The organism is Nocardia aegles (genome assembly GCF_052545135.1).
Genome location: NZ_JBQWRI010000001.1, coordinates 122,155 through 148,545, shown reverse-complemented (window position 1 = coordinate 148,545; position 26,391 = coordinate 122,155). Strand labels below are relative to the sequence as shown.

Sequence of the window (26,391 nt, the reverse complement as noted above, 5' to 3'; positions counted from 1 at the left end):
TTACCGGCATGCCGCGCGAAGGCCGCGCTAAACCTCCCCGGAACGGCGATCCGCGGCGTCGCGCGGCGGCAACAGCGCGCTGGACAGATGCTCCTGCGCCAGCCTGCGCAGCGCGGCGAGCAGGGTGTCGCCCAGAATCGTTCCGACGATGGCGGTTTCGGTCATCCGCTCGAGGCCGGGTTCGTTGCGGACCAACGCGATGTCGGTGGCGGCGATGGCTTCGCTCGCGCCCGCGTAGTCGTCCATCGCGGCGACCACGGCGTCGTGGCCGAGCAGGCGCAGTGCGGCGCAGACGGCGACGAGCGTGCCGCGGGCGGGGCTGTCGTCCTCGATCCGCCAGCCGCGCCGGTGCAGCAGTGCCGCGACATCCTCGGCGGCGGCGTCCCGCTGCTCGTCACCGACCTGCGACCTCCGCCCGCCCAATGCGTATTGCACATGGCCGAGTGAGTCCCGCGCCGAGAGGCTGCCGCTGTCGAGTGCCGCGAGCAGCTCCTTCGCCGCCTCGATGGACACCCCGCCGATATCCACCAGCGCCCGGATCAGCCGCAGTCTGCTGACGTGGGCATCGCTGTATTCCGCCTGGTTGCGATGGGTTCGCACGCCGGCAGGCAGCAGCCCCTCGCGCACGTAGTACTTGATCGTCGCGGGAGGAACGCCGCTGGCGCGGCTGAGTTCGGCGATCCGCATCGGACTCCTCGGTCTCGAACGCTTCTTGACAGTGGATAGTACAGCTATCCATAATTGCTACCGATAGTACAACTATCGATAGCTCCAGTTTCGAAAGGTCGACGTCTCGTGACCGCCCTCTTCCAACGCTTTCCCGCCCTGTCCTGGCATCGGCCACTGATGCTGCTCGCCGTCGCGATGGCGCTGCTGACCGTCTGGTCGGTCGTGGGCATGGTCGTCGACGACCGCACCGTGACCGGGTTGCCGATCTGGGCCAAAGCGGCCAAGTTCGCCCTATCGGTCCTGATCTACGCGGTGACCTGGGCGTGGCTGCTCGCCCAGCTCACTCGCCGGCGGCGGATCGCCTGGTGGGCCGGGACCGTGGCCGCGCTCGGCCTGGCGGTGGAACTTCTGGTCATCACCACCCAGATCGTGCGCGGCACGACCAGTCACTTCAATTTCACGACGCCGGTGAACGCGGCGCTGTGGAACATCATGGGGTCCTCCATCGTGATGGTCTGGATCGCCACCCTGATCGCGTCGGCGGCGTTGTTCGCCGACCCGACGACCGACCCCGCCCGCAACGCGGCGATCCGCTACGGCGCCGCGCTCTCGCTGGTGGGCGCCGCGCTGGGAATGCTCATGGTGCCGCCGACCGGCGACCAGCGGGCGACGGGCAGCGCGATCAGGGGCGCCCACACCGTCGGGCTCGCCGACGGCGGCCCCGGGTTGCCCATCCTCGGCTGGAGCACGGCCTGCGGAGATCTGCGTGTCCCCCATTTCCTCGGAATGCATGCGTTACAGGTGCTTCCGCTGGTGCTGCTCGCCGTCGAGTACGGGTCGCGCCGGCTTCCGGCTCTGCGCTCGGCAAGCACCAAGCGACGACTCGTCGTGATCGCCGCGGCGGCCTACGCCGCGCTGCTCGCGGTGCTGACCTGGCAGGCGCTGCGCGGACAATCGGTGGTTCATCCCGACACCGCCACCCGATCGGCTTTCGCCGCCATCGCCCTCGGCGCCGCACTATCCGCGACAGTCGCGCTCCGGACGAAAACTGTTGCTGCGCAAAGTATCCCGGTAGGAGCGGGACGATGACAGAATTCCTGTTCGACATCACCTTCTGGTTCGCGGCGCCGTTCTGGGCACTGATGATCCTGGCGCCGGGATGGCGGCGGACCCGTGCGATCGTCGCCTCGCCGCTCATCTGCCTGCCTCCCCTGCTCGTCTACGCGGCGCTGGTCGCGCCCGAATTCGGCGCGTTCGCGGCGACTCTCGTCCATCCGGAGCTCTCCGGGCTGCGCGAACTACTGAGCCGAGAGCCGGGGGCCGCGGCAGCGTGGGCGCACTTCGTGGCCTTCGACCTGTTCCTCGGGCGCTGGATCTTCCTGGACAGTCGCGCGCGCGGGCGCACTCCGCTGCTGATCAGCCCCCTGCTCGTCCTCACCATCCTGTTCGCGCCCATCGGCGTGCTGCTCTACCTGCTCATCCGAATCACCACCACACCGGCGCCCAGCCGGTCCGTCCCCCTGGAGGCATGATGGAAACCATCATCGTTCTGCTGACCACCCTTTTCGCACTGCGCACCGCGGGCGCTCTCGGCGCGCGCCGATTCGCCGCCTGGCCCACGTGCGCCGCCTACGCCCTCGGCGTGATGCTGATCATGACCGGCACCACGCATTTCCTTCCGGAGACGTTCGCGGACTCCCCCGTTCCCACCCACGCCGATCTGATCCCGATGGTGCCGCCGTTCGTCCCGTTCCCCGGTGCGATGGTCTACCTGACCGGCGTATTGGAACTGCTCGGCGCGGTGGGCCTTTTTCTTGCCGGCACCCGCCGCGCAGCGGGGCTCGGGCTCACCGCCTTGTTCGTGGTGATGCTGCCCGCCAACATCTATGCGGCTGTCTCGCATATCCGGTTCAACGACGCGCCCGTACCGCCACTGTGGGAGCGTATTCCGGAGCAGGCACTGTACATCGCCGTCGCCCTGTGGGCGGCCGGGATCCTGCGCTTCCCGCGACGAGCGGCCGGCGACCGAATCGACGATGTGGCGGTAACTTCGAAGCCGCACGCGGCATGACGACCATCGACCCGGTCGACAACGCGGCAGCACATGCACCAGCGGCAGGCTGAGCTCGGCCATCGGGGAATCCCCCTGCGGACCGGTGCCCGGGTTTCAGCTCCACGACAGAAGGCCCGGGCTGCAACGACAGCGGCTGACAGGTCGCCGGGCAGCACCGCGCGTGATCAACTGGAACACACTGCCGGCGTGTCGCTTTCGGGCGCCCGGCCGGTGACTGTCCAGTTCGCTGAATGGCTCGCGCGCGACCGGGTACAACGGAATCGTGAGTGCTTCTCGGTATTTGGGCGCGCTCGTCGGCGCGCTCGCGACAGTTGTCGCGGTTTCGGTCTGGTCCGTTCGTCCCGCCGAGGCCGATTCCGCGCGGGCGCGCGTGGTCGGGGTGGCTCCGCTCGGCGGATCGGTGTCGCAGGTCGATGTCTACTCGCCCGCCATGGACAAAGTGGTCACCAATCGGGTGATCCGGGCGGCGGGCGGTGCACCCGCGCCGACGCTGTACCTGCTCACCGGCATCGGCGGTGGAGTCGACGGCATCTCCTGGTGGGACAACACGGACGTCCGAGAGTTCTTCGCGGACAAGCACGTCAACGTGGTCATGCCGGTCGGCGGTGCCTACAGCATGTACACCGACTGGCTCGCGGACGATCCGGCGGTCGGGCGCAATCGGTGGCAGACCTATCTCACGCGGGAGCTGCCGGCGACGCTCGACGCCGAACTCGACACCACCGGGCGCAATGCGATCGCGGGGGTGTCGATGAGCGCCGGGTCCGCGGTCGACCTCGCGATCCAGGCGCCCGAGGTGTACGACGCGGTCGCGGCCTACAGCGGATGCCCGTGGGCCGCGGACGCCGTCGGCGCGGCGATGGTGAGCGCGCAGGTCATCCGGGGCGGGGGCAATCCGGCGAACATGTGGGGCGCTCCGGGCGACGTGATCTGGCGCGCGCACGACGCTTTCGCCAACGCGGCCGCCCTGGGCGGGAAGACCATCTACTTGTCCGCCGCCTCGGGCACTCCCGGTGCGATCGATCGAGGCGGCCTGTCCTTTCCACCCATCGAGGCGATAGCCGGCTCCTGCACGGCGGCCTTCGCCGATCGTCTGGACGAGCTCGGGCTGCCCGCGATCCACGTGCATCGCGCGGAAGGATCACACACCTGGGGACTGTTCGAGACCGACCTCCACGATTCGTGGCCGCACCTGGCGCGCGCGCTCGGCGCGTGAGGATCCAGGCCGCCCCGGCTCGCGGGGATCCTCACAACCCTTCGTCGACGGGATAGCGCGCGGCGACTGCGGACCGGTCGCCGAGCACGAAATTCAGGACGAGGTCGTCGGCGACCCGGACCACCACGTCGCGTCCCTCGACCGCCGCGGCCCATTCCATCGGCAGTCCCGAGACACCGTGGACGGCGCCGATCAGATTGCCCGCCACCGCTCCCGTGGAATCCGAATCGCCGGAGTGGTTCACCGCCAGCAGCAGCGCCGCGCGAACATCGCCGGTCCTGACCGCATGCAGGGCGCAGTACACCGCGATGGCCAGGCACTCTTCGGCGACCCACCCTTCTCCCACCCGCTCGACCTGTTCGGCGGAGACCGGGTGCTCGGACAATTCCACGGCGCGGGTCAGCGCCGCCACCGTCTCCGCGCTCGACGGGAGGGCGGCGAGCTGGGTGATCGTCTCCCGCAACGCGATCGGCAACTCGGTTCCGCTCACGACCCGATCGACCAGTGCCGCGAACGCCCCTGCGGCGAGATACCCGGTCGGGTGTCCGTGGGTCAGTTGCGCGGCCCGCGCGGCCGTGGTGAACGCGAGATCGGGCCCCATTGCGGACAATCCGAAGGGCGCCGACCGCATGACGGTGCCGCATCCCTTCGAATGCGGATTCACCGGCCCGCCGGCACCGAACGCGACCGGTGCGAGATAGCCCCTGGACTGCTGTCCCAGTCCGGACATACAGGCATTCCCGGGCGCCCGCACCGCGTACAGGAACGGCAGACTCGCCAGCCACCCGTCGACGTGTGGTGCGGGCGCCTCTTCCCGCTGAGTCCGCAACCACCGCAGATAGGCTCGGCGCAACGCGGGCACCGGATCGGCGCCCGGCGCGGAGCGCAACAGCCCCTCCGCGGTGAACAGTGTCATCTGGGTGTCGTCGGTCACCTGCTGCGGCGCGTCCTGGGCATACTGGGGCAGGAAACCCGTCACGCCTTCGTCGCCGTACCGTTGCCGAATCTGTTCCAGCCGCAGGAATTCGATCGGCCAGCCGAGCGCGTCACCCACCGCCCCACCCAGCAGACAACCCCGGACCCGATCGAATACCGCCATGTAATCCGCCACGAGACACCATCATTGCGTATGCCGCGCCGCCGTGGTCATCGCACTCGGCTGCGGACGGCACACCGACGCGCTCGCTCGGACCGTCCCCGCCCGGCTGCCCGGCCACAGGAACGAATCAGTGCTCCGCTCCGCTACAACACCGGCAACGGCGGCGAGGCCGGGAACACGACCGGCAGGGCGGTCAGCGCTCGATGGAACGGACCCGGACGCCAGATCAGCTCCTCGGCTGGGACCGCGAGCCGCAGCTCGGGCAGCGCGTCGAGCAGTTGATCGATGGCGTCCTGCGCGATCAAGTACGCCAGCGAATTCGCCGGACAGGCGTGCGGCCCACCGCCGAACGCGAGATGGGCGCGGTTACCCGAGTACGGCTCAGCGCGGATCGCCGGATCGGTGTTACAGGCGGCTATGCCGATCACGACCGGCTGGTGGGCGGGCAACCAGACGCCGTCGATCAGGATCGGCTGCTTCGGGAAACTGAAGCAGAGGTTCGCCAGCGGCGGGTCGTCGAACAGCACCTCGTCCAGCGCGTCCCGGGTCGACAGGCTGCCGCCGAGCACGCTCCCGCCGAACCGCTCGTCGGTGAGGATCAGCAGCAGCGTATTGACGATCAGATTCAGCTGCGGCTCGATGCCCGCGCCGTACAGCGCGCCCAACTGGTGGATCATCTCCGTGTCGGTCAAGCCGGCGGGGTGCTGGAGCATGCGCGTGGTGATGTCGTCACCCGGATCGGTCCGCTTCAGCGCCGTCAACTCGCTCAGCGAGTCGGTGAGCATCGTGTTCCCCCGCTCCGCGTCGACGCCCTCGAAGACCGCGGCCATACCGCTCGCGGCGCGCTGCGCGATCTCGGCCGGACACCCCAACATCGCGTTCAGCACCGCGAAGGCGAGCGGAAACGCGTACTGGCGCATGATATCCGCTGACCCGTCCACGCAGAACGAGTTGATCAGCGGCGCCGCCAGCTGCGCGACGGTGTCGTGCAGGCCGTACAGGTCCACCGTGGCCAGGCCCTCGACGATGGATTGCCGATAGCGGACATGCTCGGCTCCGGCGTTGCTCAACGCGTTCGGCCGCCACTGCATCATCGGCAGCACCGGGCAGTCCGGGGCGATGCCCTGCTCCCAGGTACGCGGGTCGGCCGGAAAGTGGTCCGGATCGTTCAAGATCCGCACGGCGGTGTGATAACTGAGTACCAAGGTGGCCGGCACGCCCGGCGCCAGGTCCACCGGCGCCAGCGATCCGTACCGCTCCCGCATCTCGCGATAGGCACTGTGCGGGTCCGCGGCGAACTCGTTGGTGAACAGAGGAATCCGCGGACCGTCGGCGTCGATCGGTGAACCATGCGGTGCGCGGCTGTGCGCGGAGGACGGGGGCGTCGGCATCGAAAAAACTCCAGGCGGTCGAACAACAAGCTCCGTGAGCCTAGGCAGCTCGACGAGTGTCCGCACCGAAAACGACCCGAGATGACCGGCCACTGCATGTTGCTATAGGATTGCTCCGATATTAGACGCGTTGACCTGATCGAAGGCGAATCGCACCCGCTGTGTCGAGTGCGCCGGTCGAGCGCAGGGAGCACGGCGGCCGTGCGCGAACTGCAACCCGAGGACGGCACGCCATGACAGACGTCGACTTTTGCGTAATCGGTGGGGGATTCGCGGGATTGACAGCCGCGCTGCGGCTGAAACAGATGGGTCGATCGGTGGCGCTGCTGGAAGCCAGGGACCGGCTCGGCGGCCGCACCTTCACCCAGGTGCGCGACGACGGGTCGTGGATCGATCGCGGCGGCGCCTGGATCGGCCCGGGCCAGGACCGCATCCAAGCGCTGATGACCGAGTTCGGGGTACCGAGTTACCAGCAGTACACCGACGGCGAAGCCATGATGGTGGTCGACGGCAAGCAGCACCGCTACACGGGCACGATCCCCTGGACCATGAGCCCGTGGGCGGCGATGAATCTCGGCGCCGTGTTGCTCGAGCTGGGACATATGTGCAAGTCGGTGCCGCTGGAGGCGCCGTGGGCGGCGCGGAAAGCCGACAAATGGGATCAGGTCAGCCTCGCGCACTGGCTGGAAGGCAATGTCCTGTCCAAGCCCGCGCACGATCTGCTCGAGACCGCCGTCGGCGGCTGCTATACCTCGGCGGCTTCGGAGGTCTCGCTGCTTTTCGTCCTGTACCAGATGGCTTCGGGCGGCGGTCCGAGCTTCGTCCTCGGCGTCAAAGACGCGGCCCAGGACGCGCGACCGGTCGGAGGTATGGGCGCGATCTACCGGCCGATGGCCGCCGAACTCGGCGATGCGATCCACCTGTCGCAGCCGGTGCGCTGCATCCATCAGGATGACGCGGGGGTGACGGTCCGGGCGACCGATCTGAGGGTGCGCGCGCGCCGCGCGATCGTGACTGTTCCCCTCGCCGTCGCCGGCCAGATCTCGTACAACCCGATGCTGCCCGCCGACCGCATGTTCCTGCATCAGCGCATGCCGAGCGGTGCGATCATCAAGGTCTCCGTCGTGTACGACGAGCCGTTCTGGCGGGGCGACGGCCTGTCCGGACAGTCCGCCGCGCCGGGTTCCCCCGCGACCATCACCATCGATGCATGCACGGACACCGGGCGGCCCGGGATCCTGTGCGTCATCATCGAGGGACCCATCGCGCGGCAGGTCGCCCGGCTCGACTACGCGCAGCGCCGCAGCGCGATCCTCGACGCACTCGTCGAACGATTCGGCCGGAAGGCGGCCTCGCCGGTCGACTACCTCGAGCAGGACTGGAGCGCCGAGCGTTACTCCGGTGGCGGCATGCTCAGCCACGCGCCCACCGGCGTGCTCACGCAATTCGGCCACGCCCTGCGCGAGCCGTGCGGGCGCGTCCACTGGGCGGGCACCGAGAGTTCCGCGGTCATGTGCGGCTGGGTCGACGGGGCCATCCGCTCCGGCGAACGCGTGGCCGCCGAAGTACTGGAACACGAGACCGCGACGGTGGGCTGACCGATGCGAACCGACGGAGACGTATGGGACATCGTCAGCAGTGTCGGGCTCACCGCGCTGGGGGTGGCGACATTCCGGGCGCTGGAGACGACCGCACCCGATCCGTTGATTCGGGACGACTACGCGCACCTGTTCGTCGCGGCTTCGGGCCATCCGCATTTCATCGGGCTGTTGGCCGACCCCTCCCAGCTCGACGACATACCGCTGGTGCCCGGGTTCATGGGTTTTCGCACGAAGTTCTTCGACGACTTCTTCCTGTCGGCCGCCGCGGCGGGCGTTCGGCAAGCCGTGATCGTCGCCGCGGGGCTGGACGCGCGGGCACATCGCCTCGACTGGCCCGCGGGCACCACGGTATTCGAGATCGACCAGCCCAAGGTTCTCGAATTCAAAGACAGGGTTCTCACCGAGAACGGCGCGCGTCCGAAGGCCGACCGGCGCACAGTAGCCGTCGACCTGCGCGAGGACTGGCCTGCCGCGCTGCGTCGCGCGGGCTTCGATCCGGGCGAACCGACCGCATGGTCCGCCGAGGGGCTGCTGCCCTACCTGCCCGGTGCCGCGCAGGACAAGTTGTTCGAGCACATCGACGGCTTGTCCGCCCCCGGCAGCAGGCTGGCCGTGGAAAGCTTCGTGGTGGGAACCGACGTCAAACGCTTCGCGACTATCGAGAAGAAGTATTTCGACCGCTGCAACCCGTTCGGTGACATCGATCCGGCCGAATTGTTCTACGACGACGAGCGGGCCGATCCGGCGCAGTGGCTGGCCGGCCACGGCTGGTCGGTGCGCAGCGACAGTCCGAGCGAACTCGCCGCGTCCTACGGGCGATCGGTCCCGGATCTGCCCGAGGAACTCGACGAGCTGTGGCGACGACCACGGCTTCTGACCGCCGTGCGGTAGGTCGGGCGCTCTTGATGGCTCCGTCCAGCTCGGCGGATTTGTTCGGATCGGATTCGGTCGCGGCGAAAGTCACCACCACCCCGACCGCGGCGACGGCCAGCCCCTTCGCGATATAGCCCACCATGCCGAGCCGCCGCGCGAAAGCGCTCGGAACCCCGCGCAGATCGTCGAGAAAGTTCTCGGTGGCGCCTTTGCCCACGTGGCGTGCCGTGAGCCCCACACTCTGACTGCTGGTCGACTCCCCACTGCCGTGGGCGAAACGGAACGCCACAGCGCCATCACGACGAACACGGCTTGCCAGCTCGGCCATCGCACCGGATTGATCGGCGTTGCACCCGCCACCGAACGCGAGCCGGATGGCGATGTCACGTTCCACGACGGAAGCCGCCGCTGGACACCGACCGGATCCCCGAGTCGGTCGAGAAAGCACCTGCCCATCTCGGTACCCCACGCCGTGCCCAAGGTGAACCAGCCTCCCGCGACCGTGGTCGACCCGTGGTCGTGACGCGCACCAGCACGGTTAGAGGATGTTCGAATAATGAATATTTCGTCCATAAACCCACCTAGCAGTCGCTCTGCCGGGTCCGCGCCTATTGACTGCCTCACACGTCGCCTCCTAAAGTTATGTTCAACACATGAACAATGTGTTCATATAATGAACGGAGATTGACCATGGCGTCTCGACGCATGCGGCTGTTCGCCTTCGATTTCCAGGGCCCGGCGCACCTGTCGGCCGGGCTCTGGCGCCATCCCGACGACCAGGGCGCGAACTACAAGAACCTCGCCTACTGGACCGACTACGCGAAATTGCTCGAAGAGGCCCGCTTCGACGGCGTCTTCTTCGCCGACAATGTCGGCTACCACGACGTGTTCCAGGGCAGCGCCGACGCGGCGCTCGCCGACGCCGCACAGATCCCGGCGAACGACCCGTTCATGGTCGTCTCCGCGATGGCGGCGGTCACAAAGAACATCGGGTTCGGGCTGACCGGGTCGACCTCCTATGAGCACCCATACGCACTGGCGCGCAAGTTCAGCACCCTCGACCACCTCACCGACGGCCGCGTCGGCTGGAACCTGGTGACCTCCTACGCCGACAGCGCTGCGCGCAATCTCGGTACCGGCCGGCAGATTCCGCACGACGAGCGGTACGACATGGCCGCCGAATATCTGGAGGTGTGCTACAAGCTGTGGGAGGGGTCGTGGCAAGACGACGCCGTCGTCCGTGACGTCGAGCGCAGCCGGTATGTCGATCCCACGCGGGTCCATAACATCGGCCACCACGGCAAGTACTTCGACGTGCCCGGATTCGCCCTGTGTGAGCCCTCTCCGCAGCGCACTCCGGTGATCTTCCAGGCGGGCGGATCGTCGAAGGGTCGCGCGCTCGCCGCGGCGAGCGCCGAGGCGGTATTCGTCAACGCCGTGTCGATTCCCGCACTCGCGGCGCAGGTCGACGCGTTGCGCCGCCTCGCTGCCGAGGCCGGTCGCGACCCGCGGAACGTGAAGGTGCTGCAGATGCTCAATGTCGTCTGCGCGCCGACCGACGAGGCTGCCCACGCCAAGTTCGAGTCTTATCGCAAGCTCGTCAGTTACGCCGGGGCCATGGCGCGCTACAGCGGCTGGACCGGACTGGACATGTCCCAGTTCGACTCGGACGTACCTTTCCAGAATGTCCAGACCAACGCCGGCCAGACCATGGTCGATTTGTTCTCGAAGATGGACCCGGAGAAACAGTGGACACCTCGCGACATCGCGGAGTTCGTCGGAATCGGCGGCACCGGGCCGACCATCGTCGGTTCGCCCGCGACCGTCGCCGATGAGCTGATCCGCTGGATGGACGAAACCGGCATCGACGGCTACAACCTCGCACACGCGCTGAAATACCAGGACATCGCCGATTTCATCGAACTCGTCGTCCCCGAGCTGCAACGCCGCGGCATCATGTGGACCGAGTACGAGGGATCGACGTTGCGCGAGAAGCTGTACGGCAAGGGCGCGGTCCGGCTTCGCGACGACCACCCCGGGCGCCGCTTCAGCGCGCGCACCGAGGTAGCGGCCACCGTCTGAAGAACTTCCCCGCCGTGGATCGCGCACGGTCTGCGCGATCCACGGCGCAACCGATAAGCGGCGCTGGGCTCGGCGATCATGAGGGGGCCGAGCCCCGCGTCCGGGAGCCCCGCCACCGAAGCGCTGGACCGAATCCACCTCGGCGCCCGTTCATCCCCGGTGACAGGTGTGCGTCGTAGGGCTCGACTGTCACTGCAACGCCGCCGAATCCGTCTTCCACACCCCACCGACCCGCCGTCGGTATTCACCCAGTACGCCTCGAGCTTCATCGGCCCCGACACCGCGTCCCCTCGCCCGGACGCCGCATCCACGCAGACGTGGCCGGAGGCGGTAAATCTGCATGCGCACACCAAGACGCTGGTCAGCGACTTCGCCGAACCCCTCGGTTGTCTCCCCCACGCCCGGCGGGTCCGCACCACCATGCTCGCGACGGCACACCGCCGGCCGACGCGTTCACATCGCTGCGCCCCGGCATCTCATAACCGTTGCGTCCGTGCTGCTTACGCCGCAGCGGAGGCCGGGAGGTCATCAATGCGATGACCTGCTCGGCGGCCTCGGAGCTGTGGAGGACAGTTCGGCCGTACTCTCGGCCCGTCAGCTCATCCTGCCGGTGCACTCACAGGGACGTCGCGGCTTCGAGTCCCTCGAGGACGGCCTCTTCGACAGTGCGCGGGGCGAGGCAGTCACCGATCCCGGTGAACGCGATACCGGAGGATTCCAGTTCGGTGTGCAGCGTGTCGTTCTGCTGGTGGCCCGTGGCGAGGACGAGCCCGGCGACGCCGTCGAGGATGATCGGTTCGCCGGTCAGGGTGTTGACCAGGTATACGGTGTCGTCGTCCGCGCCGAACAGACGCGCATGCGCGACGAAGCGGACCTTGGCCTCGGTGGCCGATCGCAGCATCGCGATGCGGGTGAATTGCTGAAGCTGTTCACCGGCGGCATACCCGTTCACACACAGGGTGACTCGCCGGCCCTGGCGGGCGAGCATTTCCGCGACGCCGAGGCCGGTCCAATCGCACCGCCAGTCCGCGATCACGATCTCACCCTTCGGGGTGCCGGCGCCGGAGTCGCCGATCACGTCCCAGGCATCGAGGATCGGCATGGATCCATCCAGTTCCAGGGGCGGCCGGTAGGGGCGCGCGCCGGTGGCGAGAATAACGTGGTCGGGGCGTTGCTGGGCGATCATCGCCGCATCGACCTCGACCCGGGTCTTGACGATCACTCCGTATCGGTCGAGTTCGGATTGCAGGTTGGTCACGGCGCCACCGAACTCGGAACGGCCGGGGAGGCGTTCGGCCAGCAGGACCTGACCGCCGACTCGCCCTCTCGCTTCGTACAGAGTGACTCGGTGACCGCGCTGGGCTGCGACGGAGGCGGCCTTCATCCCGGCGGGGCCGCCGCCCACGACCATGACGTCCTTCGGCTTCGGCGTGAGAGTCACTGTGCCGAAACGGATTTCGCGTCCGGTTTCGGGCCGCTGGATGCACGAGATCGGGTAGCCGAGTTGAAAGTGACCGATGCACGCCTGGTTGCAGCCGATACAGGCGCGGATATCGTCGGGGCGCTGCGCCTCTGCTTTGGCGGGCATGTCCGGATCGCAGATCAGCGCGCGGGTCATCGCGCAGGCGTCGGCCTGGCCGGAGGCGATAACGGTCTCCGCCTCCTGCGGTTGATTGATCCGCCCGGCGACGAACACCGGCAGCGACACCGCGGCCTTGATTCCGGCGGCGGTCGGCGCGGTGTAGGCGGCCTCCTCGCTCATCGGCGGGACGATGTGCAGTGACCCCGAGCGACTCGCGGAGGTTCCTTCGGTGATGCTGAGATAGTCCAGCAGCCCGTCCGCGTCGAGCCTGCGGCATACTTCGACGATCTCGGTGGGTTCGTCCTCCTGGGAGGAGCGTTCAGCGCCGGATACCCGGACGCCGACCACGAAATCTCGGCCGACGGCCGCGCGGACAGCGGCGATGATCTCGCGCAGGAACCGCATGCGATTGTCGAGATCGCCGCCGTACCGGTCGGTGCGCAGGTTCGATTCGGGGTTGAGGAACTGGGCGGGCAGATAACCGTGGCCGGCCACGATCTCGGCACCGTCGAGTCCTGCCTGCTGGAGGCGACGCGCTCCGGCCGCGTATCCGGTGACCACCTCAGCGATCATCGCTTGCGACATCGGCCGAGGCATGACCCGGAAGCGCTCGTTCGGTACCGCCGAAGGAGCGTAGGCGACCGGAAGCGCGCCGTCAGAGGATTCCATGATTTCTCTGCCCGGGTGGAACAGCTGTCCGAACAGTGCGCAGCCGTGCTCTCGGACCGCTTCGGCGACCCGCCGATACCCCTCGATACAGCTGTCGTCGGTGGCCATCAGCACATGCGAGGTGTACCGGGCGGTTTCGTGAATGCCGGCGACCTGCATGATGATCAGTCCCGCACCACCGGCGGCACGCGCGCGGTGGTACTCGACGAGCTGGTCGGTGACCGCGCCGTCGTGCACCATCACGGTGTCGTGTCCGGAAGAGAAGATCCGATTCTTCAGGATGACGGCGCCGACCTGCAGCGGAGCGAACAAGTTCGGGAAAAGCGTGTCAGGCATGAGATTCCAGTTCTGTACTGGCGGTGGAAGGGTTCAGCGAGGATGCCGGCGTCAGTGCGGGTCGGTATCGGTGAGCACCCGCCGGGCGCCGGCCACGGCGATCGCGTCCATCTCGATGAGCATGCCGGGCACGAGCAACTCGTTGTGCACGGCGGTCACCGCGGGCCACGGACTGGAGAAGAACTCGCCGCGGACTTTTTTGAACGCTTCGAAGTCCTCGCGGTCGGCCAGGTAGGCGGTCAGCTTGACCACCGAGGCCAGCGAGGCGCCGTGCTGGACCAGGACCGCTTCGATGTTGCGCAGCACCTGGCGAGCCTGCGCTTCGAAGCCGCCCTCGACGAGGTTGCCCGCGTCGTCGTAGCCGGCCTGGCCTGAGGTGAACACCAGATCCCCGGCCTTGGCGCCCTGACTGTACTGAGCCGACTGTGCCCAGGTGAAGGGAGCGGGGCGGGTTTCGACGATGTTCTCCGTGGTCGTCATGAACTGTTCCTTCCGGTTCGGGTCCGTGCGGGACCGTGGTGTGGTGCGCTGGTGGCACATTCTTTTTCGGTGTGCGGTCTGGTCAGCCCAGCAGCTGCAGCAGGTGGCCGAGGCGGTCGCGTTTGGTCGTCAAATAGCCGAGGTTGTGTTGGGTGGGCAGGGATTCGTGGCCGAGTTGCTCGGTGACGGTGATGCCGTAGTCGCGCAGCGCGTGGACTTTGTCGGGGTTGTTGGTCAGCAACCGCACCGCGCGCACGCCGAGCTCGTCGAGGATTTCGCAGGCGGCCCGGTAGTCGCGGGCATCGACGGGGAACCCGAGTCTGAGGTTGGCGTCGACGGTGTCGAGACCGTTCTGCTGTAGCTCGTAGGCGCGGAGTTTGTGGCCGAGTCCGATGCCACGGCCTTCGTGTCCGCGCAAGTAGATCAGGATGCCGCAGCCTGCCTCGGCGATCGCGCCGAGCCCGGACCGCAGTTGGCTACCGCAGTCACAACGCAACGACCCGACGAGGTCGCCGGTGAGACACTCGCTGTGCAGCCGCACCAGCGGCGCGGGGTCGGCGGCTGGATCACCCACCACCAGCACGAGATGTTCGATAGTGTCGCCGGCCGTCTGGAAGGCGAGTGCCCGGAAGGTTCCGAGGTCGGTCGGCAGCGTGCTCTGTCCGGTGCAAGTGACGGTGCGCTCGACCAGCGGGACCTGCTCGCCGAAGCAGTGTCGCTGCTCGACGCCGGCGCGCCATTTCCGCAGCGCGGCAATGGAAATGATCGGAATGTCGTGGGCGGCGGCGAACGCCTCGAGGTCCTTGCCGCGCATCATTCCGCGCCGGTCGGGGGTGACGATCTCACAGAGCAGTGCGGCACCACTGAGCCCTGCCATGGTGCACAGGTCTACCCCGGCCTCGGTATGGCCGGGGCGTTCGAGCACCCCGCCGGGCCGGGCGAGCAGCGGCATCACGTGACCGGGGCGAGCCAGATCCGCGGGATCGAGGGTGGGATCGGCCAGCGCGCGAACGGTCGCGGCGCGGTCGCCGGCGCTGATGCCGGTGGTTGTGCCGCGCGCGTAGTCGACGCTGACCAGGAACGCGGTGCGATGGCGTTCGGAGTTGTCGTGAACCATTGGACCGAGTCCGAGCTTGTCGGCACGGACTTCGTCGATGGCCACACACAGGAAACCGGAAGTGTGCTCGAGGAAGAACGCCACCGAATCGGTCGTCGCGAATTCGGCGGCCATGATCAGATCGCCTTCGTTCTCGCGATCCTCATCGTCGACGACGAGAACGATGCCCTTGTTCGCCAGTGCGGTGACGGCGTCGGTGACGGTCGACATAGTCGCTGGTCCTTTCGATTCACGGCCGCACGATGGTGGCGAGGTAGTTCGGGAGTGCGGAACGCCCGAGGCGACCGGGCTGTCCATCGGGCGCTCCGCTGGTGTGGTCAGGAACGGGGAGCCGACGTCTCGCTGAGGTTGCGGCCCGTCGTTTCCGGCGCGAGGATCTGGGAGACGGACGCGCCGACCACGCAGATGCCCGCGGCGATCAGCATCGTGACCCCTGCGCCGAGGGAGTGCATCGACCACGGCAGCAGGAAGGTCCCCAGCCCCGCGCCGATGCGGCTGAACGCGGTCGCGAAACCGGTACCCAGACCGCGGACTTCGGTGGGAAAGATCTCCCCCGGGTAGACACCGGCCAGGGCGGTGCACATAGCGTTGGCGAAGGCGAAGACCAGGAAGCAGACCAGCACCAGCACCGGCGGGGCCGACGACCACACACCGATGATGATCAGCACCACCGCACACACCCACTGCTGCGGGATGGTCAGCTTCCGGCGGCCGATGCGCTCGATGAGCGCAACCGAAACCACGACTCCGACCAGCGCGAGGCCGTTGACCGCGATGGCGCCGACCAGCCCGTCACCGAGACCGTAGCTCGACAGCACGCTCGCGGCGAAGGTGGCGATCGCGAAATACGGTGCCACCGCGCAGAACCAGAAGATCGAGATGAAGATCGTGGCCCGGCGGTAGGCCGGGGCGAACAGCATTCCGAAGGCGCCTTTGCGCGGCCGCTCGTTGGTGATGTCGAGTACGTCGCCGGGATCCTCGAGGTAGGCGTGCGCGATTTCTCTCGCCTCATCGTGTCGCCCCACGTTCATCAGCCATCGAGGGGACTCGGGCATGCCCAGCCGCGCCAGGAACAAGATGACCGCCGGAACGGTGCTGGTGCCGAGGATGATTCGCCAATCCGCCGAGAACACGACGGTCATGAGGTAACCGACTACGAATGCCAGCATGAAGCCGACGTACCACGCGACCTCACATAGGGTCAGCAGCTTTCCGCGCACCTTCCTGGGGGCGAACTCCGCGAGCAGCGGCCAGCCGACGGAGTAATCCGCACCGATCGCGATGCCCATCAGCAGTCGAACGATGAACAGTTGCCAGGCCGAGTCGACGAAGAACTGCAACACCGAGCCGACGATGAAGATCGCCAAGTCGATCGCGAACATCGGTCTGCGGCCGACCTTGTCGGCGAGCCAGCCACCGAGCGGGCCGCCGAGGAAGATGCCGATGAGCGCGGACGCCCCGATCAACCCCTCCCAGACCAACGATATGTCGAGATCGACGGTGATGGTCCCGATGACCGTACCGATGACACCGAGGATGTAGCCGTCGATGAACATGCCGCCCGCGATGACGCCGGTCAGTTTGACGGTGAATCGCTGCTTGTCGATCGAACCGGGTTCGTTCTTGCCGACTGAATCTTGGTTTGTAGTCGTCACCAGTTCACTCCTTGCTGGTGAGTGCCGAGACGTCGCGGGGCGCGCTCGGCCGACGCGGTACAGCAGCGGCCGGTCGGGTGGGCGGATGGATGGTGGTGGGGTGTTCGCATGGGTGCGACCTTCGTGAAGAGCTGCGTAGGGGCGCGTTCGTGCATTCGCCGACAGCTGGGCAAAACATGTGTGGTGCTACATGTGTGGTGTTTCCGAGAAGAAGGCAACGAGTCCGTGAAGTGTTCACAGATTGAACGTTGCGGTCAAAATTGTGACATGGCCCTCATCGCTACGTCAAGACCGGATATGTGCGGCGAGTGGTGGCGACCACATCGCCAACCCACGGCATCCGATGGGTGCGCCGACCGGCACCGCCTGCCGGCGAAGCGACTTCGGCTGGGCGGGCCGACATGCACGGCAGCGAATTTCGTTGACCTGACCGGCGGATTTTCAACGTCGATCACAGGTCTGCACCCCTGGCTGCTTCCGCGTCGCCGAGGTGGAAGACCCCGGGAAATGGCGATTCCAGAGATCGGAGGAGATCACCGAGACACCCTCCGCGCGACCGGATCGCGCTCGGCGCCTCGGCAGCGGCCCCGCTCGCGGTATCCGACACCTTGACGAATTGTGACTTGGACCGCATCATCAATGACAGCATCTTTTGAACAATGTGTTCGAAAAGTGAACGTAGATGGACAGGGAATGCCTGCGCACACCGTCTTTCCGCCACGGCCCGTCCGCTTCCGGGGGCACGAGCCGAGTATGTCGGTGACCGCAACGCCGTATGGGGTGGGTTCCGGGCCGGACGCGCGCGCCTCTGCTCCCACGACATCGAAGCCATCCCCGCACCTGACCGGCACCGGAGCCGGCGCCCGACCCGAAAAGGAGCCACCATGCTCAGCGCTATCGATCAGAGCCACTTCCGCAGCGTGATGGGGCATCTGCCCACCGGGGTAGTGGCACTGTCCGGAATCACCCCCACCGCCGAGTACCCCTGCGGCCTGGTGGTCGGGACCTTCCAATCCCTGTCGCTGGATCCGCCTCTGGTCAGCTTCAGCGTGGCCGACACCTCGACGAGCTGGCCGAAGGTCCGCGCCGCGGGACGGCTGTGCGCGAGTGTGCTCGCCGCCGGTCAGGAATCGGTATGCCGCGCGCTGTCGAGCAAGCAGCCGAACAAGTTCGCCGACATCGAATGGTCGCTGTCGGAGGCCGGCGCGCCCCGCATCGCCGGAGCGCACGCCTGGATCGACTGCGAGGTCACCCACGAACTCGATGGCGGCGACCACGTCATCGTGATCGCCCGGGTCCTGCAGCTGGAAGCCGGATGGGGCGAGCCCCTGGTATTCCATAAGGGCCGACTCGGCGGATACCGCGAACCCGCCGCAGCCTGACTGTTCACCCCCACCGATAGGGCGAAGGCCATCGCGCCCGATCCCCGCACCGAGGACGTCATGACCGAGACCACAGATCTGCCCGACACCACCGACCACCAGCTCGACCTCGCCCTCGAGGCCGCCACAGCGGCGGCACCGGAATGGGCGGACCGCACTCCCCTCAGTCGCGCTCATACCCTGAACGCGATCGCCGCGGCCCTGGACGCGCAGGCGGCGGAACTGGTCGGCGTGGCCATCGCCGAAACCGGACTTCCCGAGACCCGGCTGACCAGTGAACTCAACCGCACCAGCGTCCAATTGCGCATGTTCGCCGAGGAACTGAGTGCGGGGCGGTTCCTGGACGTGATCATCGACCGAGCCGACTCCGAATTCGTCCTCGGCCCCCGCCCGGACCTGCGCCGCTACCAGATCCCCGTGGGCCCCGTCCTGATCTTCGCCGCAAGCAACTTCCCGTTCGCCTTCTCTGTTGCCGGTACCGACACCGCATCCGCGTTGGCCGCTGGGTGCCCCGTGATCCTCAAAGCCCATCCAGGCCACCCCAGAACCTCCGCCGCCACCGCGGCGATCGTTCAGCAGACTCTCGCCACCGCCGGTGCACCCGAGGGCACCTTTGCTGTGATCAGCGGACTCGAGGCCGGCGTTTGCGCACTCCGGGATCCGCGGATCACCGCCGCCGCATTCACCGGATCCGTCGCCGGCGGCCGCGCGCTGTTCGACATCGCCGCCGCGCGTCCCCACCCGATTCCCTTCTACGGCGAGCTCGGGAGCGTGAACCCGGCCGTCGTCACCAGCGGCGCCCTCGACGAGCGCGCCGAGCACATCGCGGCCGGCTTCGTCGGCTCGTTCACCCTCGGGGCCGGCCAATTCTGCACCAAACCAGGCATCCTGCTGGTGCCCGCCGGCTCGGCGGTCACCGAACGCATCACCGCTCTCACCGGGGATGTTCCGCCCGCGCGAATGCTCACCGCGAAGATCGCCGAGGGATACCACGCGCGGCTCGACCAGATCACGAATGTTCCCGGAGTCGAAGTCCTGGTCAAAGGAACCGCCTCGACAGGCGAGGCCGGGGTCCCCGAGGTCACGCCCACCTTGCTGCGCACGACCGCGGAACAACTGACCGCGCACGCTCGGACGCTGCTCGAAGAAAGCTTCGGACCCGCCGCGATCATCGCCGAATACCACTCCGAGGACGAAGTCCACCGGGTGCTCACCGGTATCGAGGGCAGTCTCACCGTCACCGTCCACACCCGCACCGAGCCGCAACCCAACGAACGCGACCAACTCCGTCGGCTCACCCGGATCGCGGCCGCCTGCGCCGGCCGCCTGGTCTTCAATGGGTGGCCCACCGGCGTCGCCGTGACCCCGGCCCAGCACCATGGCGGCCCCTACCCGGCCACCACCGCGGTCGCGCACACCTCGGTCGGCGCCACCGCGATCCGGCGTTTCCTGCGCCCGATCACCTACCAGGACGCACCCGAGATCCTGCTGCCGCCCCCGGTCCAGGAACACAACCCGCTGAATATTCCGCAGACCATCAACGCCGCGGGCGAATCCACGGACTGGGGACGCGGCCTACCCTGACCGCCAGCGTACACCTCGTAGTGGCACCCCAGCCAAGCGCGTTCAGTATCTGAAAGCGCGACCGGTAAGCTGAACGTCAGAGCGCGTCCCGTCGAGATGTGCCGCGTCAGACGATCAGAGGGTGCCATGACCGAGCCCGAAGACACAGAGCACGGTGCGGCAGCGAGCGCCGAGCCGGCTGAGATCGCCAACAAGTCGGTGACCAAAGCTGTCCGGCTGCTCCGAGAAATCGCCGCGCAACCCAAAACCGGCGCCACTGTGACCACTCTGGCGAAAGCGGTGGGGATCTCCCGACCCACCGCTTTCCGTCTTCTCTACAGCCTCGAGCGCACCGGACTCGTCGACCGAGTCGACAACAACTACATCCTTGGCTGGGAGATGGCCCGGCTCGGGCGGCACGCCGACCCATACGCCGGTCTTGCCGCCCGCGCACAGCCGCTGCTACAGGAGCTGGCCGACAAGTTCAATGAATCGGTCACCATGTCCGTGCCCAACGTCACCGACGGTCTCGATCTCATCGCCGAGGCCGCCGGTTCACACGTCGTCGGCATCACGTCCCGGATGTCGCACCACATGGTCGGTCAGCATTATCCGCTGCACGCCAGCTCCAGCGGTAAGGTCCTGCTCGCCGAGTGGCCGGTGGAGAAGGTCATCGCACTCCTGCCCGAAAAACTCGAGGCGTACACCGCGCGCACCATCACCAACCGCGCAGAACTCCTGAAAGAACTCGACCAGGTCCGCGAGCAAGGCTTCGGTGTCATCGACAACGAACTCGAGGAAGAACTGCTCTCCCTCTCGCGCCCGATCCGAGATCCCTCGGGGAACATGGTGGCGATCCTGACCCTCAACGGTCCTCGATACCGATTCGGCCGGGACCGGATCCCCGAAGCCCTCTACCAGATGCAACTGATCGTCGATCGCTTGATCGACGTGTTCTGGCGGGACTCCCCCGCCGACTGAAACGCACATTCTTCAAACGAGCGCTCGCCGGGTCGGCTTCCGATGCCGTATACCGCCTTCAGTTCACGCAGGGGATGGCGGAGCCGATGCTGGTCGTAACGGGTTTGCCAGAGTCGGGTACCCCGCTGGTGAGCGTGGCGGTGGTGGGCGACGCGCCGGTCGCGACGCCGGTCGGCGGTGCGCCGGAGGCCGATGGGTCGGTCAGATCGTCCGGAAGGGTGAAGTCGTCGCCGATGACAACCTTGATATGGCCGGCCTCGACGTTCGGTGAGGGGGAAGTCGGCAGGCCGCCGAGCATATCGGCGACCTGGACGGCGTCCGCGCTGCCGGTGACGCTGTTGTAGTAGACGACCGAGCTGGATCCGTCGGCGAAGGCTGCGGCGTTGCCGAGCGCGCCCTTGCCGTATCCCTTCTCACCCAGAGCGGTCGACACCTTGGCGGCCATGCCGCTGTGACTGCCCGCATTGACGACATCGACAATGCTTGCCGGAGTGGTCGTGGCCGTGGCCCGGGCCGGTTGGGTCGCCTGCACACCGAATGCCGTGCTCACCGTCTTCTTGATCACCGCCGGGTCGACGATGTTGACGTCTTGGCCGTCGATGACGTCGTACGCCTTCACCGGCAGGGTCTGGAATTCGATCGGGACGGACCCGGCCTTGCCGAGAGTCTGGGCGAAATCGCGCAGGTTCCAGCCCTGGGACAGCACGATGTCGTTCTGCGCGGCGTTCACCAGCTGCTGAAGTTTGCCGACGTCGGCGAGGACGCCGGAGCCCTTCAGCTGCGTGGCGACCGAGGTGAGGAACGCTTGCTGCCGGTGGGTGCGGTCCAGGTCGCCGTTCTCGAGTCCGTGTCGCTGGCGCACGAAGGCCAGAGCATTGGCGGCATCGAGATGCTGTGGCCCGGCCGGAAACACCGCGCCGGAGTAGTACGCGTCGGCGACGGCATGGTTGAGGCACACATCGACGCCGCCGAGGATGGTCGCGATGTCGTAGAAACCGACGAGGGACACCTCAGCGAACCGGTTGATCGGCACCCCGGTCAGCTGTTTCACGGTTTGCACGATCGATTCGCGTCCCGCCTCCCGCCCTTGGCGCTCCAGTTCGAGCTTGTCCTTGACGCCCTGATTCATCAGCTTCTGCTCGACGGCGGCCTTCTTCAACCCATACGCCTCTTTGATCTTGGCGTGGTCGTAGCCGGGTATCCCGGCGACGGTCACGTAGTCGTCGCGAGGGATGGAAAACGCGGTGATCTTCTTCAGATCCTTCGGAATGTGCATCAGGATCAGGGAATTCGCGTTGTACCCACCGTTGTCGCTGTCACCGGCGTGCAGTTGGTCGAGAATGGTCTGCGACAGGTCGTTGCCGTTCTGGTCCTTACGGGTATCCAGGCCGATCAACAGAATGTTCAGGTCCCCGTCCAGGGCGGCAGCGTCCTCCGCGCTGATTGCCTGCGAACGAGTGAATCCCGAGTCGATGCTCCGCTCGGTGTAGTAGGCGAATCCGGTTCCCGACACCACGGCCACCGCCGTGGCGGCGACCAGCATTCGAGCCGCGATTCGCAGAGCCCGCATCCCTGTGCCGGACGCAGCTCGTGTCGCGCGGTCGGCGCGGCGATGGCGAACCGGTTCGTGTCGGTCGGTGGGCAGATCCGCAGGGCTCTCCTTCCCGGTACGCACCCTACGAGAACGACGCCCGGCAGGAGCGAATCCCGCCACACGGCTCAGCTTCTCCGCATGCCGGGACCGGCCACGACCGGCCCGGGCGGACGCGACAACCGTGAGCGGTTCGGTTTCCTCGTACATCATCCGATACTGCCTCACATCAGCGTGCGAACGAACGCGTGGAAGACTCGCCATCGTCGGGCAGGCAATTCTGTGCGGAGTAGCCAGGTGCGGCGCCGGGACGACCAGCGCAAATCGACGCCGAGCGCCGTGAGCGGCCACCTCGCGCCCGCCAACCGCCGCAACCGATTACCAGATGTAGCTCGCACCGCCGACGCCGGCCTATGCACCATATCCTTCACGGTGATCAGCGGCCGCCACGCCAGGCCGACTGCGTTACCCGACCGATCGGATGTCCGCGGCGAACGATACAAGTGGGCGGGACCCGCGCAGCCTTCACAACCGAGTCTCGGTCACCGGGTCGGGTCTGCTCGCCGCAGTGTCTTCACAACACTGACCACGTGGCCGGCGGTCCCGGATCTGATTGTCTCCGTCATGCTCCGCACCATAGCGATCGGGTCCTGTGATACTGCTGAGAAATCGTTGACCGGTGCGTGAACAGCTGGCATTCCCAAGTTCTGGGATTGCTACGCGCCCGGCATGTCCCTCGGCTTGCGCCATCCCGGCGTGATGTACTCGGAGGACTCCGGAACACTCGCGGCCAGTGCCATCGTGGGAGTGGCGGTGGCGAGTGCGGCCGCACAGGGGAAATACGGCGGTGCGGATGCAGGCAGCGGTACAGCCCAGCGTCGAACTGGTGGCGCTGTGTGTGTCGATGGCGGCCCTGGCCGCAGTGCTCTATCGGGTGGCCCTCCTGGGGCCGGCGTCGGTGGCTCCGGGCGCGGCGGCCAGGGGCGCGTTGCAACTCGGGATCGTCGCGCTGGTACTGGCCGCGGCACTGAGGCAATTGTGGTGCTCGCTGCTCGTGCTGGTCATTATGTTCGCCGCCGCCGTGGCGACCACCGCGCGACGGTCCTCGTCCGGACGTTCCGCGGTGTGGCTCACCCTCGCACTGGGCGCGGGAACGGGAACGGTATTGCCGCTGATGCTGCTCACCGGAGTGGTGCCGCTCACCGGCGTGGCGTTGGTCCCCATCGGCGGCATCGTGCTGGGTGGGACGATGACCGCGACATCGCTCGCGGCACGTCGAGCCCTCGACACCGTCGAACAACGCTGGGGTGAAATCGAGGCGGCGATGAGCCTCGGCCTTACCGAACGCGAAGCACGACTAGAGGTCATCCGTCCGAGCGCCGGTGATGCGCTGCTCCCTGGCGTCGATCAGACCCGCACAGTCGGAGTGGTGACTCTGCCCGGCGCTTTCGTCGGCGTACTGCTGGCCAGCGGCTCAGCCCTACAAGCCGCCGCGGTACAGATGCTGGTTCTGACCGGCCTGCTGCTGGCCCAGGCAGCCGCGGTCGCGGTGACCACCGAGCTGATCGCACGATCGAAGATCCACCGCACACCGCGGTAAACGACGGATCCCGGCGCACTGCAAGCGGCACCGTACGGGGCAATAGGTCTCGTAGTGGAGATCTCCCGGTGCCGCAACCGGCTCTATCGCGATAACTACTGCGCCGCAGCAGGTTCGGTTGCCGAGTTGGGCAGTCCGGCGAGGCGGTGCGGTGCCAGTAGCGATTTCACGGTTTCGGCGGCCAGCAGGCCGAGTTCGGTGGCGATTTCTTCCACCGGGCGTCCGGTGTGCAAGGCATGCTCTGCGATTCGTGCACTGGCGGCATAGCCGATATGGGGGGTGAGGGCGGTGACGATGCCGATCGAGCGATGGACACCCTGTTCTAGGCGGTCGCGGTGGGGTGTGATGCCTGCGACACATTTGGTTGCCAGGGTGTCGATGGCGGCGGTGAGGTGCGCGGTGGTGCGGAGCAGACTGTAGGCGATGATCGGCTCGAAGGCGTTGAGCTGCAGTTGGCCCGCCTCGGCGGCCATGGTGACGGTCATATCGTTGCCGATGGCCGCGAAGGCGACCTGGTTGACGACTTCCGGGATGACCGGATTGACCTTGCCGGGCATGAGCGATGATCCGGCTTGCACCGAGGGAAGGGAGATTTCCCCTAGACCGGTCGTCGGTCCCGAGGACATCAGCCGCAGGTCGTTGCAGATCTTGGACAGTTTGACCGCGACGCGTTTGACGATGCCGGAGATCTGCACGAACGCACTGCAGTCCTGGGTGGCTTCGATGAGGTCGGCGGCCGAGGTCACCCGAATCCGGGTGGTAAGCGCGGGGCTAGACACAAAAACAGGTCAATCCCGATCTGAGACCGGGACTGACCTGCTATTTAAGTGGAGCTAAGGGGACTCGAACCCCTGACCCCCACACTGCCAGTGTGGTGCGCTACCAGCTGCGCCATAGCCCCTGGTTGATTGCGCTCCGGGCGTCCCCGCCGCGCTTCAATGAAGTTACACCAACGGTATGTCGGCAACCAAATCGCCTCGATTCGGGGGTGACAGGAGACGACGGATGGCTTATTATCGAACATGTGTTCGAATTGCTGTCGATCGTAAGGAGTATGAGGCGGTAGGCAGTTGAGCGCTCGGGACGGGCGGAGCAGAGGGGTTGCTGGTCTGCCCGTTCCGGGCGTCCGGCGGTGCGGAGTCGGAGGCACGTGTGGGTGTGATGGTTACAGTCCGGACAGGGATGGGCCGATCGGTCGGCGTGTCTCACGAGCCAGGACCGATTGGCCGAATACCCAGCGGCGCAGTCGGTCTCGTAACGGAGCAATGAGACATCTCGAGGCGCGGTCCAGGGAGAGGGGGCGGGATCGCGCTGTCGAGTGCGCGGGCCGGGTGGCGGCAGGTGGAGCCGTTGCCCGGCCCCAGGCCAACTGAAAGCTCGGCGCGCGGCGATCTCGGGGGCTGGGGATGTCGGGTCGCGCCGCCGAGTGGGCCGGGGCGTCGATTTGGTGGAGTCGGCGTCCCGGCCCTTCCGTTCGCCGGAAGACCGGATTCGCCGTGAAGTATGGCGGGCTCTGCCGTTCCTGGGCGGGCCGCGCTGGGTGAGAGAAATCACCGATGTCGTCCCCTACCGGTGAGCAGCGCAGGCACCCGCTGGTCACCGGGTGAGCGAGACCACCCAGTTCTCGTCTTCGGTGTCGACCTTGGTCGTGCCGTCGAAGACCGCGGGCGTGGCCGCGGAGCCACCGAGCGCCTCGCCGAGCGCCGCCGTCTGCGCCACGGCGCTGCCGCGGGCGGAGTCGACCTTGGCACCGGTGGCGATGCAGTGCCGCACGGGCTCGGTGGCCCCGGCATCGCCCGCGATCGCGGCGAGTTCCTCGTTGCTCAGGTCCGCGCCACCTTCGCCGGGGCGCTTGGTGGTGAACAATTCGGTGTGGAACTTCGAATAGACCGGGCCTGAACCCGCCTCGGCCACACACTGGTTCGCCGCGACGGCGCGGGTGGAGTAATCCTCGCTCCGCGAGCGGGCGTCGAGGAAGTTCACCAGGCGATAGCGCACGGCCAGCGCGCCCTCATCGATCTTCTGCGCGACCTCTTGACCGTAGATGCGCTCCAGGCTGCCGCAGCCGGGACACAGCGGGTCCTCGAAGATCTCGATGGTCTTCTTCGCGTCCGGGCGGCCGAGCAGAATCGAACCGTTCCGCTCGAGCGTCGAGAGCACCGCGGGGTTCCGCACCGAACCGTAGCCGTCGTTTCGGACGGTCGCGTCGTCCCGCCCCCAGCGGATCGCCACGATGACGACCAACACGATCAACCCGAGAGCGACCGCACCGAGCGCGTAGGTGGTCGCACTCGACATCGGCCGGGGCGTGTACTTCGAACGCGATTCGCTCACAGTGACACTTTGCCGCAACGAACCGCCCTCACCACCGGCGGGCCACTGATCCATCCGAGCGGTCGGGTTCTACCTCGCAAAGGCGCGTCCGCCGTG

20 protein-coding genes, 1 tRNA gene and 1 pseudogene are annotated in these 26,391 nt (G+C 67.1%); 11 read left to right on the top strand and 11 right to left on the bottom strand.

The window, feature by feature from the left end; genetic code table 11:
• Window positions 1-27: 27 nt before the first annotated feature.
• Entirely contained in the window at window positions 28-687 is a 660-nt protein-coding gene (locus ACT89H_RS00715) for a MerR family transcriptional regulator (protein ID WP_445106511.1), read from the bottom strand.
• A 108-nt stretch (window positions 688-795) separates the two neighbouring features.
• Here ACT89H_RS00715 and ACT89H_RS00710 point away from each other — a divergent pair, with 108 nt between their 5' ends.
• From ACT89H_RS00710 to ACT89H_RS00695, 4 genes are all read left to right on the top strand, one after another.
• Window positions 796-1,758, top strand: coding sequence for a hypothetical protein (locus ACT89H_RS00710; protein WP_445106510.1), 963 nt, complete (start codon window positions 796-798; stop codon window positions 1,756-1,758).
• Window positions 1,755-2,201 (top strand): ABA4-like family protein, encoded by a 447-nt coding sequence (locus ACT89H_RS00705; protein ID WP_445106509.1) that lies wholly within the window; start codon window positions 1,755-1,757, stop codon window positions 2,199-2,201. Before ACT89H_RS00710 ends, ACT89H_RS00705 begins: the two co-directional genes overlap by 4 nt.
• Window positions 2,201-2,740, top strand: a complete 540-nt coding sequence (locus ACT89H_RS00700) for a DoxX family protein (RefSeq protein WP_445106508.1) — start codon at window positions 2,201-2,203, stop codon at window positions 2,738-2,740. The genes ACT89H_RS00705 and ACT89H_RS00700 overlap by 1 nt, the downstream gene beginning before the upstream one ends.
• Before the next feature lie 265 nt (window positions 2,741-3,005).
• Window positions 3,006-3,959: an alpha/beta hydrolase gene (locus tag ACT89H_RS00695; protein ID WP_445106507.1), complete on the top strand. Its 954-nt coding sequence runs from the start codon at window positions 3,006-3,008 to the stop codon at window positions 3,957-3,959.
• A 31-nt stretch (window positions 3,960-3,990) separates the two neighbouring features.
• On the opposite strand, the gene ACT89H_RS00690 is transcribed toward ACT89H_RS00695, so the two are convergent.
• Complete coding sequence (locus tag ACT89H_RS00690) at window positions 3,991-5,070, bottom strand: ADP-ribosylglycohydrolase family protein (RefSeq protein ID WP_445106506.1); 1,080 nt, start codon at window positions 5,068-5,070, stop codon at window positions 3,991-3,993.
• Window positions 5,071-5,201: 131 nt separating this feature from the next.
• Entirely contained in the window at window positions 5,202-6,449 is a 1,248-nt protein-coding gene (locus ACT89H_RS00685; RefSeq protein WP_445106505.1) for a cytochrome P450, read from the bottom strand.
• Window positions 6,450-6,682: 233 nt separating this feature from the next.
• Between ACT89H_RS00685 and ACT89H_RS00680 the strand changes: the two genes are divergently transcribed.
• The 3 genes from ACT89H_RS00680 (at window position 6,683) to ACT89H_RS00670 (ending at window position 11,005) form a co-directional block, all read left to right on the top strand.
• Window positions 6,683-8,047: a flavin monoamine oxidase family protein gene (locus ACT89H_RS00680; RefSeq protein WP_445106504.1), complete on the top strand. Its 1,365-nt coding sequence runs from the start codon at window positions 6,683-6,685 to the stop codon at window positions 8,045-8,047.
• 3 nt (window positions 8,048-8,050) lie between these two features.
• Window positions 8,051-8,941, top strand: coding sequence for a class I SAM-dependent methyltransferase (locus tag ACT89H_RS00675; protein ID WP_445106503.1), 891 nt, complete (start codon window positions 8,051-8,053; stop codon window positions 8,939-8,941).
• 672 nt (window positions 8,942-9,613) lie between these two features.
• Complete coding sequence (locus ACT89H_RS00670; RefSeq protein ID WP_445106502.1) at window positions 9,614-11,005, top strand: LLM class flavin-dependent oxidoreductase; 1,392 nt, start codon at window positions 9,614-9,616, stop codon at window positions 11,003-11,005.
• Between the two features lie 616 nt (window positions 11,006-11,621).
• Here ACT89H_RS00670 and ACT89H_RS00665 read toward each other — a convergent pair.
• From ACT89H_RS00665 to ACT89H_RS00650, 4 genes are all read right to left on the bottom strand, one after another.
• A complete protein-coding gene (locus ACT89H_RS00665; protein ID WP_445106501.1) occupies window positions 11,622-13,592 on the bottom strand; it encodes an oxidoreductase in 1,971 nt (656 codons plus the stop codon).
• A 51-nt stretch (window positions 13,593-13,643) separates the two neighbouring features.
• On the bottom strand, window positions 13,644-14,072 hold the full coding sequence (locus tag ACT89H_RS00660; protein WP_445106500.1) for a RidA family protein: 429 nt from the start codon (window positions 14,070-14,072) through the stop codon (window positions 13,644-13,646).
• Window positions 14,073-14,154: 82 nt separating this feature from the next.
• The gene (gene ribA, locus ACT89H_RS00655) at window positions 14,155-15,399 is read right to left on the bottom strand and encodes a GTP cyclohydrolase II (protein WP_445106499.1); all 1,245 of its coding nucleotides are present in this window, start codon (window positions 15,397-15,399) and stop codon (window positions 14,155-14,157) included.
• 107 nt (window positions 15,400-15,506) lie between these two features.
• Complete coding sequence (locus tag ACT89H_RS00650) at window positions 15,507-16,844, bottom strand: MFS transporter (RefSeq protein WP_445106498.1); 1,338 nt, start codon at window positions 16,842-16,844, stop codon at window positions 15,507-15,509.
• Between the two features lie 884 nt (window positions 16,845-17,728).
• Here ACT89H_RS00650 and ACT89H_RS00645 point away from each other — a divergent pair.
• The 3 genes from ACT89H_RS00645 to ACT89H_RS00635 all read left to right on the top strand — a co-directional run bounded on the left by ACT89H_RS00645 (window position 17,729) and on the right by ACT89H_RS00635 (window position 20,770).
• On the top strand, window positions 17,729-18,226 hold the full coding sequence (locus ACT89H_RS00645; RefSeq protein WP_445106497.1) for a flavin reductase family protein: 498 nt from the start codon (window positions 17,729-17,731) through the stop codon (window positions 18,224-18,226).
• 30 nt (window positions 18,227-18,256) lie between these two features.
• Window positions 18,257-19,810 carry an aldehyde dehydrogenase (NADP(+)) gene (locus tag ACT89H_RS00640; RefSeq protein ID WP_445107315.1) on the top strand — a complete coding sequence of 518 codons (1,554 nt, stop codon included), beginning with the start codon at window positions 18,257-18,259 and terminating at the stop codon, window positions 19,808-19,810.
• Between the two features lie 126 nt (window positions 19,811-19,936).
• A complete protein-coding gene (locus ACT89H_RS00635; protein ID WP_445106496.1) occupies window positions 19,937-20,770 on the top strand; it encodes an IclR family transcriptional regulator in 834 nt (277 codons plus the stop codon).
• A 58-nt stretch (window positions 20,771-20,828) separates the two neighbouring features.
• Here the strand turns inward: ACT89H_RS00635 and ACT89H_RS00630 are convergent, their stop codons facing one another.
• Entirely contained in the window at window positions 20,829-22,340 is a 1,512-nt protein-coding gene (locus ACT89H_RS00630; protein WP_445106495.1) for an LCP family protein, read from the bottom strand.
• A gap of 874 nt (window positions 22,341-23,214) precedes the next feature.
• On the opposite strand from ACT89H_RS00630, the gene ACT89H_RS00625 reads away from it, so the two are divergent.
• Window positions 23,215-23,961: an ABC transporter permease gene (locus ACT89H_RS00625; protein WP_445106494.1), complete on the top strand. Its 747-nt coding sequence runs from the start codon at window positions 23,215-23,217 to the stop codon at window positions 23,959-23,961.
• A gap of 95 nt (window positions 23,962-24,056) precedes the next feature.
• On the opposite strand, the pseudogene ACT89H_RS00620 reads toward ACT89H_RS00625, so the two are convergent.
• The 3 genes and pseudogenes from ACT89H_RS00620 to ACT89H_RS00610 all read right to left on the bottom strand — a co-directional run.
• Window positions 24,057-24,707 (bottom strand): annotated as a pseudogene (locus ACT89H_RS00620) (lyase family protein); the annotation flags it as partial.
• A gap of 82 nt (window positions 24,708-24,789) precedes the next feature.
• Window positions 24,790-24,862 (bottom strand) — tRNA-Ala (locus ACT89H_RS00615).
• A 695-nt stretch (window positions 24,863-25,557) separates the two neighbouring features.
• Window positions 25,558-26,295, bottom strand: coding sequence for a DsbA family protein (locus ACT89H_RS00610; protein WP_445106493.1), 738 nt, complete (start codon window positions 26,293-26,295; stop codon window positions 25,558-25,560).
• Window positions 26,296-26,391 lie beyond the last annotated feature (96 nt).

What these genes read in the sequence shown, in the direction of transcription:
- ACT89H_RS00715 (WP_445106511.1), bottom strand. Translation starts at nt 687, where the DNA reads ATGCGGATCGCCGAACTCAGCCGCGCCAGCGGCGTTCCTCCCGCGACG.
- ACT89H_RS00705 (WP_445106509.1), top strand. Translation starts at nt 1,755, where the DNA reads ATGACAGAATTCCTGTTCGACATCACCTTCTGGTTCGCGGCGCCGTTC.
- ACT89H_RS00700 (WP_445106508.1), top strand. Translation starts at nt 2,201, where the DNA reads ATGGAAACCATCATCGTTCTGCTGACCACCCTTTTCGCACTGCGCACC.
- ACT89H_RS00685 (WP_445106505.1), bottom strand. Translation starts at nt 6,449, where the DNA reads ATGCCGACGCCCCCGTCCTCCGCGCACAGCCGCGCACCGCATGGTTCA.
- ACT89H_RS00680 (WP_445106504.1), top strand. Translation starts at nt 6,683, where the DNA reads ATGACAGACGTCGACTTTTGCGTAATCGGTGGGGGATTCGCGGGATTG.
- ACT89H_RS00675 (WP_445106503.1), top strand. Translation starts at nt 8,051, where the DNA reads ATGCGAACCGACGGAGACGTATGGGACATCGTCAGCAGTGTCGGGCTC.
- ACT89H_RS00670 (WP_445106502.1), top strand. Translation starts at nt 9,614, where the DNA reads ATGGCGTCTCGACGCATGCGGCTGTTCGCCTTCGATTTCCAGGGCCCG.
- ACT89H_RS00665 (WP_445106501.1), bottom strand. Translation starts at nt 13,592, where the DNA reads ATGCCTGACACGCTTTTCCCGAACTTGTTCGCTCCGCTGCAGGTCGGC.
- ACT89H_RS00660 (WP_445106500.1), bottom strand. Translation starts at nt 14,072, where the DNA reads ATGACGACCACGGAGAACATCGTCGAAACCCGCCCCGCTCCCTTCACC.
- ribA (WP_445106499.1), bottom strand. Translation starts at nt 15,399, where the DNA reads ATGTCGACCGTCACCGACGCCGTCACCGCACTGGCGAACAAGGGCATC.
- ACT89H_RS00645 (WP_445106497.1), top strand. Translation starts at nt 17,729, where the DNA reads ATGCTCAGCGCTATCGATCAGAGCCACTTCCGCAGCGTGATGGGGCAT.
- ACT89H_RS00635 (WP_445106496.1), top strand. Translation starts at nt 19,937, where the DNA reads ATGACCGAGCCCGAAGACACAGAGCACGGTGCGGCAGCGAGCGCCGAG.
- ACT89H_RS00630 (WP_445106495.1), bottom strand. Translation starts at nt 22,340, where the DNA reads ATGCGGGCTCTGCGAATCGCGGCTCGAATGCTGGTCGCCGCCACGGCG.
- ACT89H_RS00625 (WP_445106494.1), top strand. Translation starts at nt 23,215, where the DNA reads ATGCAGGCAGCGGTACAGCCCAGCGTCGAACTGGTGGCGCTGTGTGTG.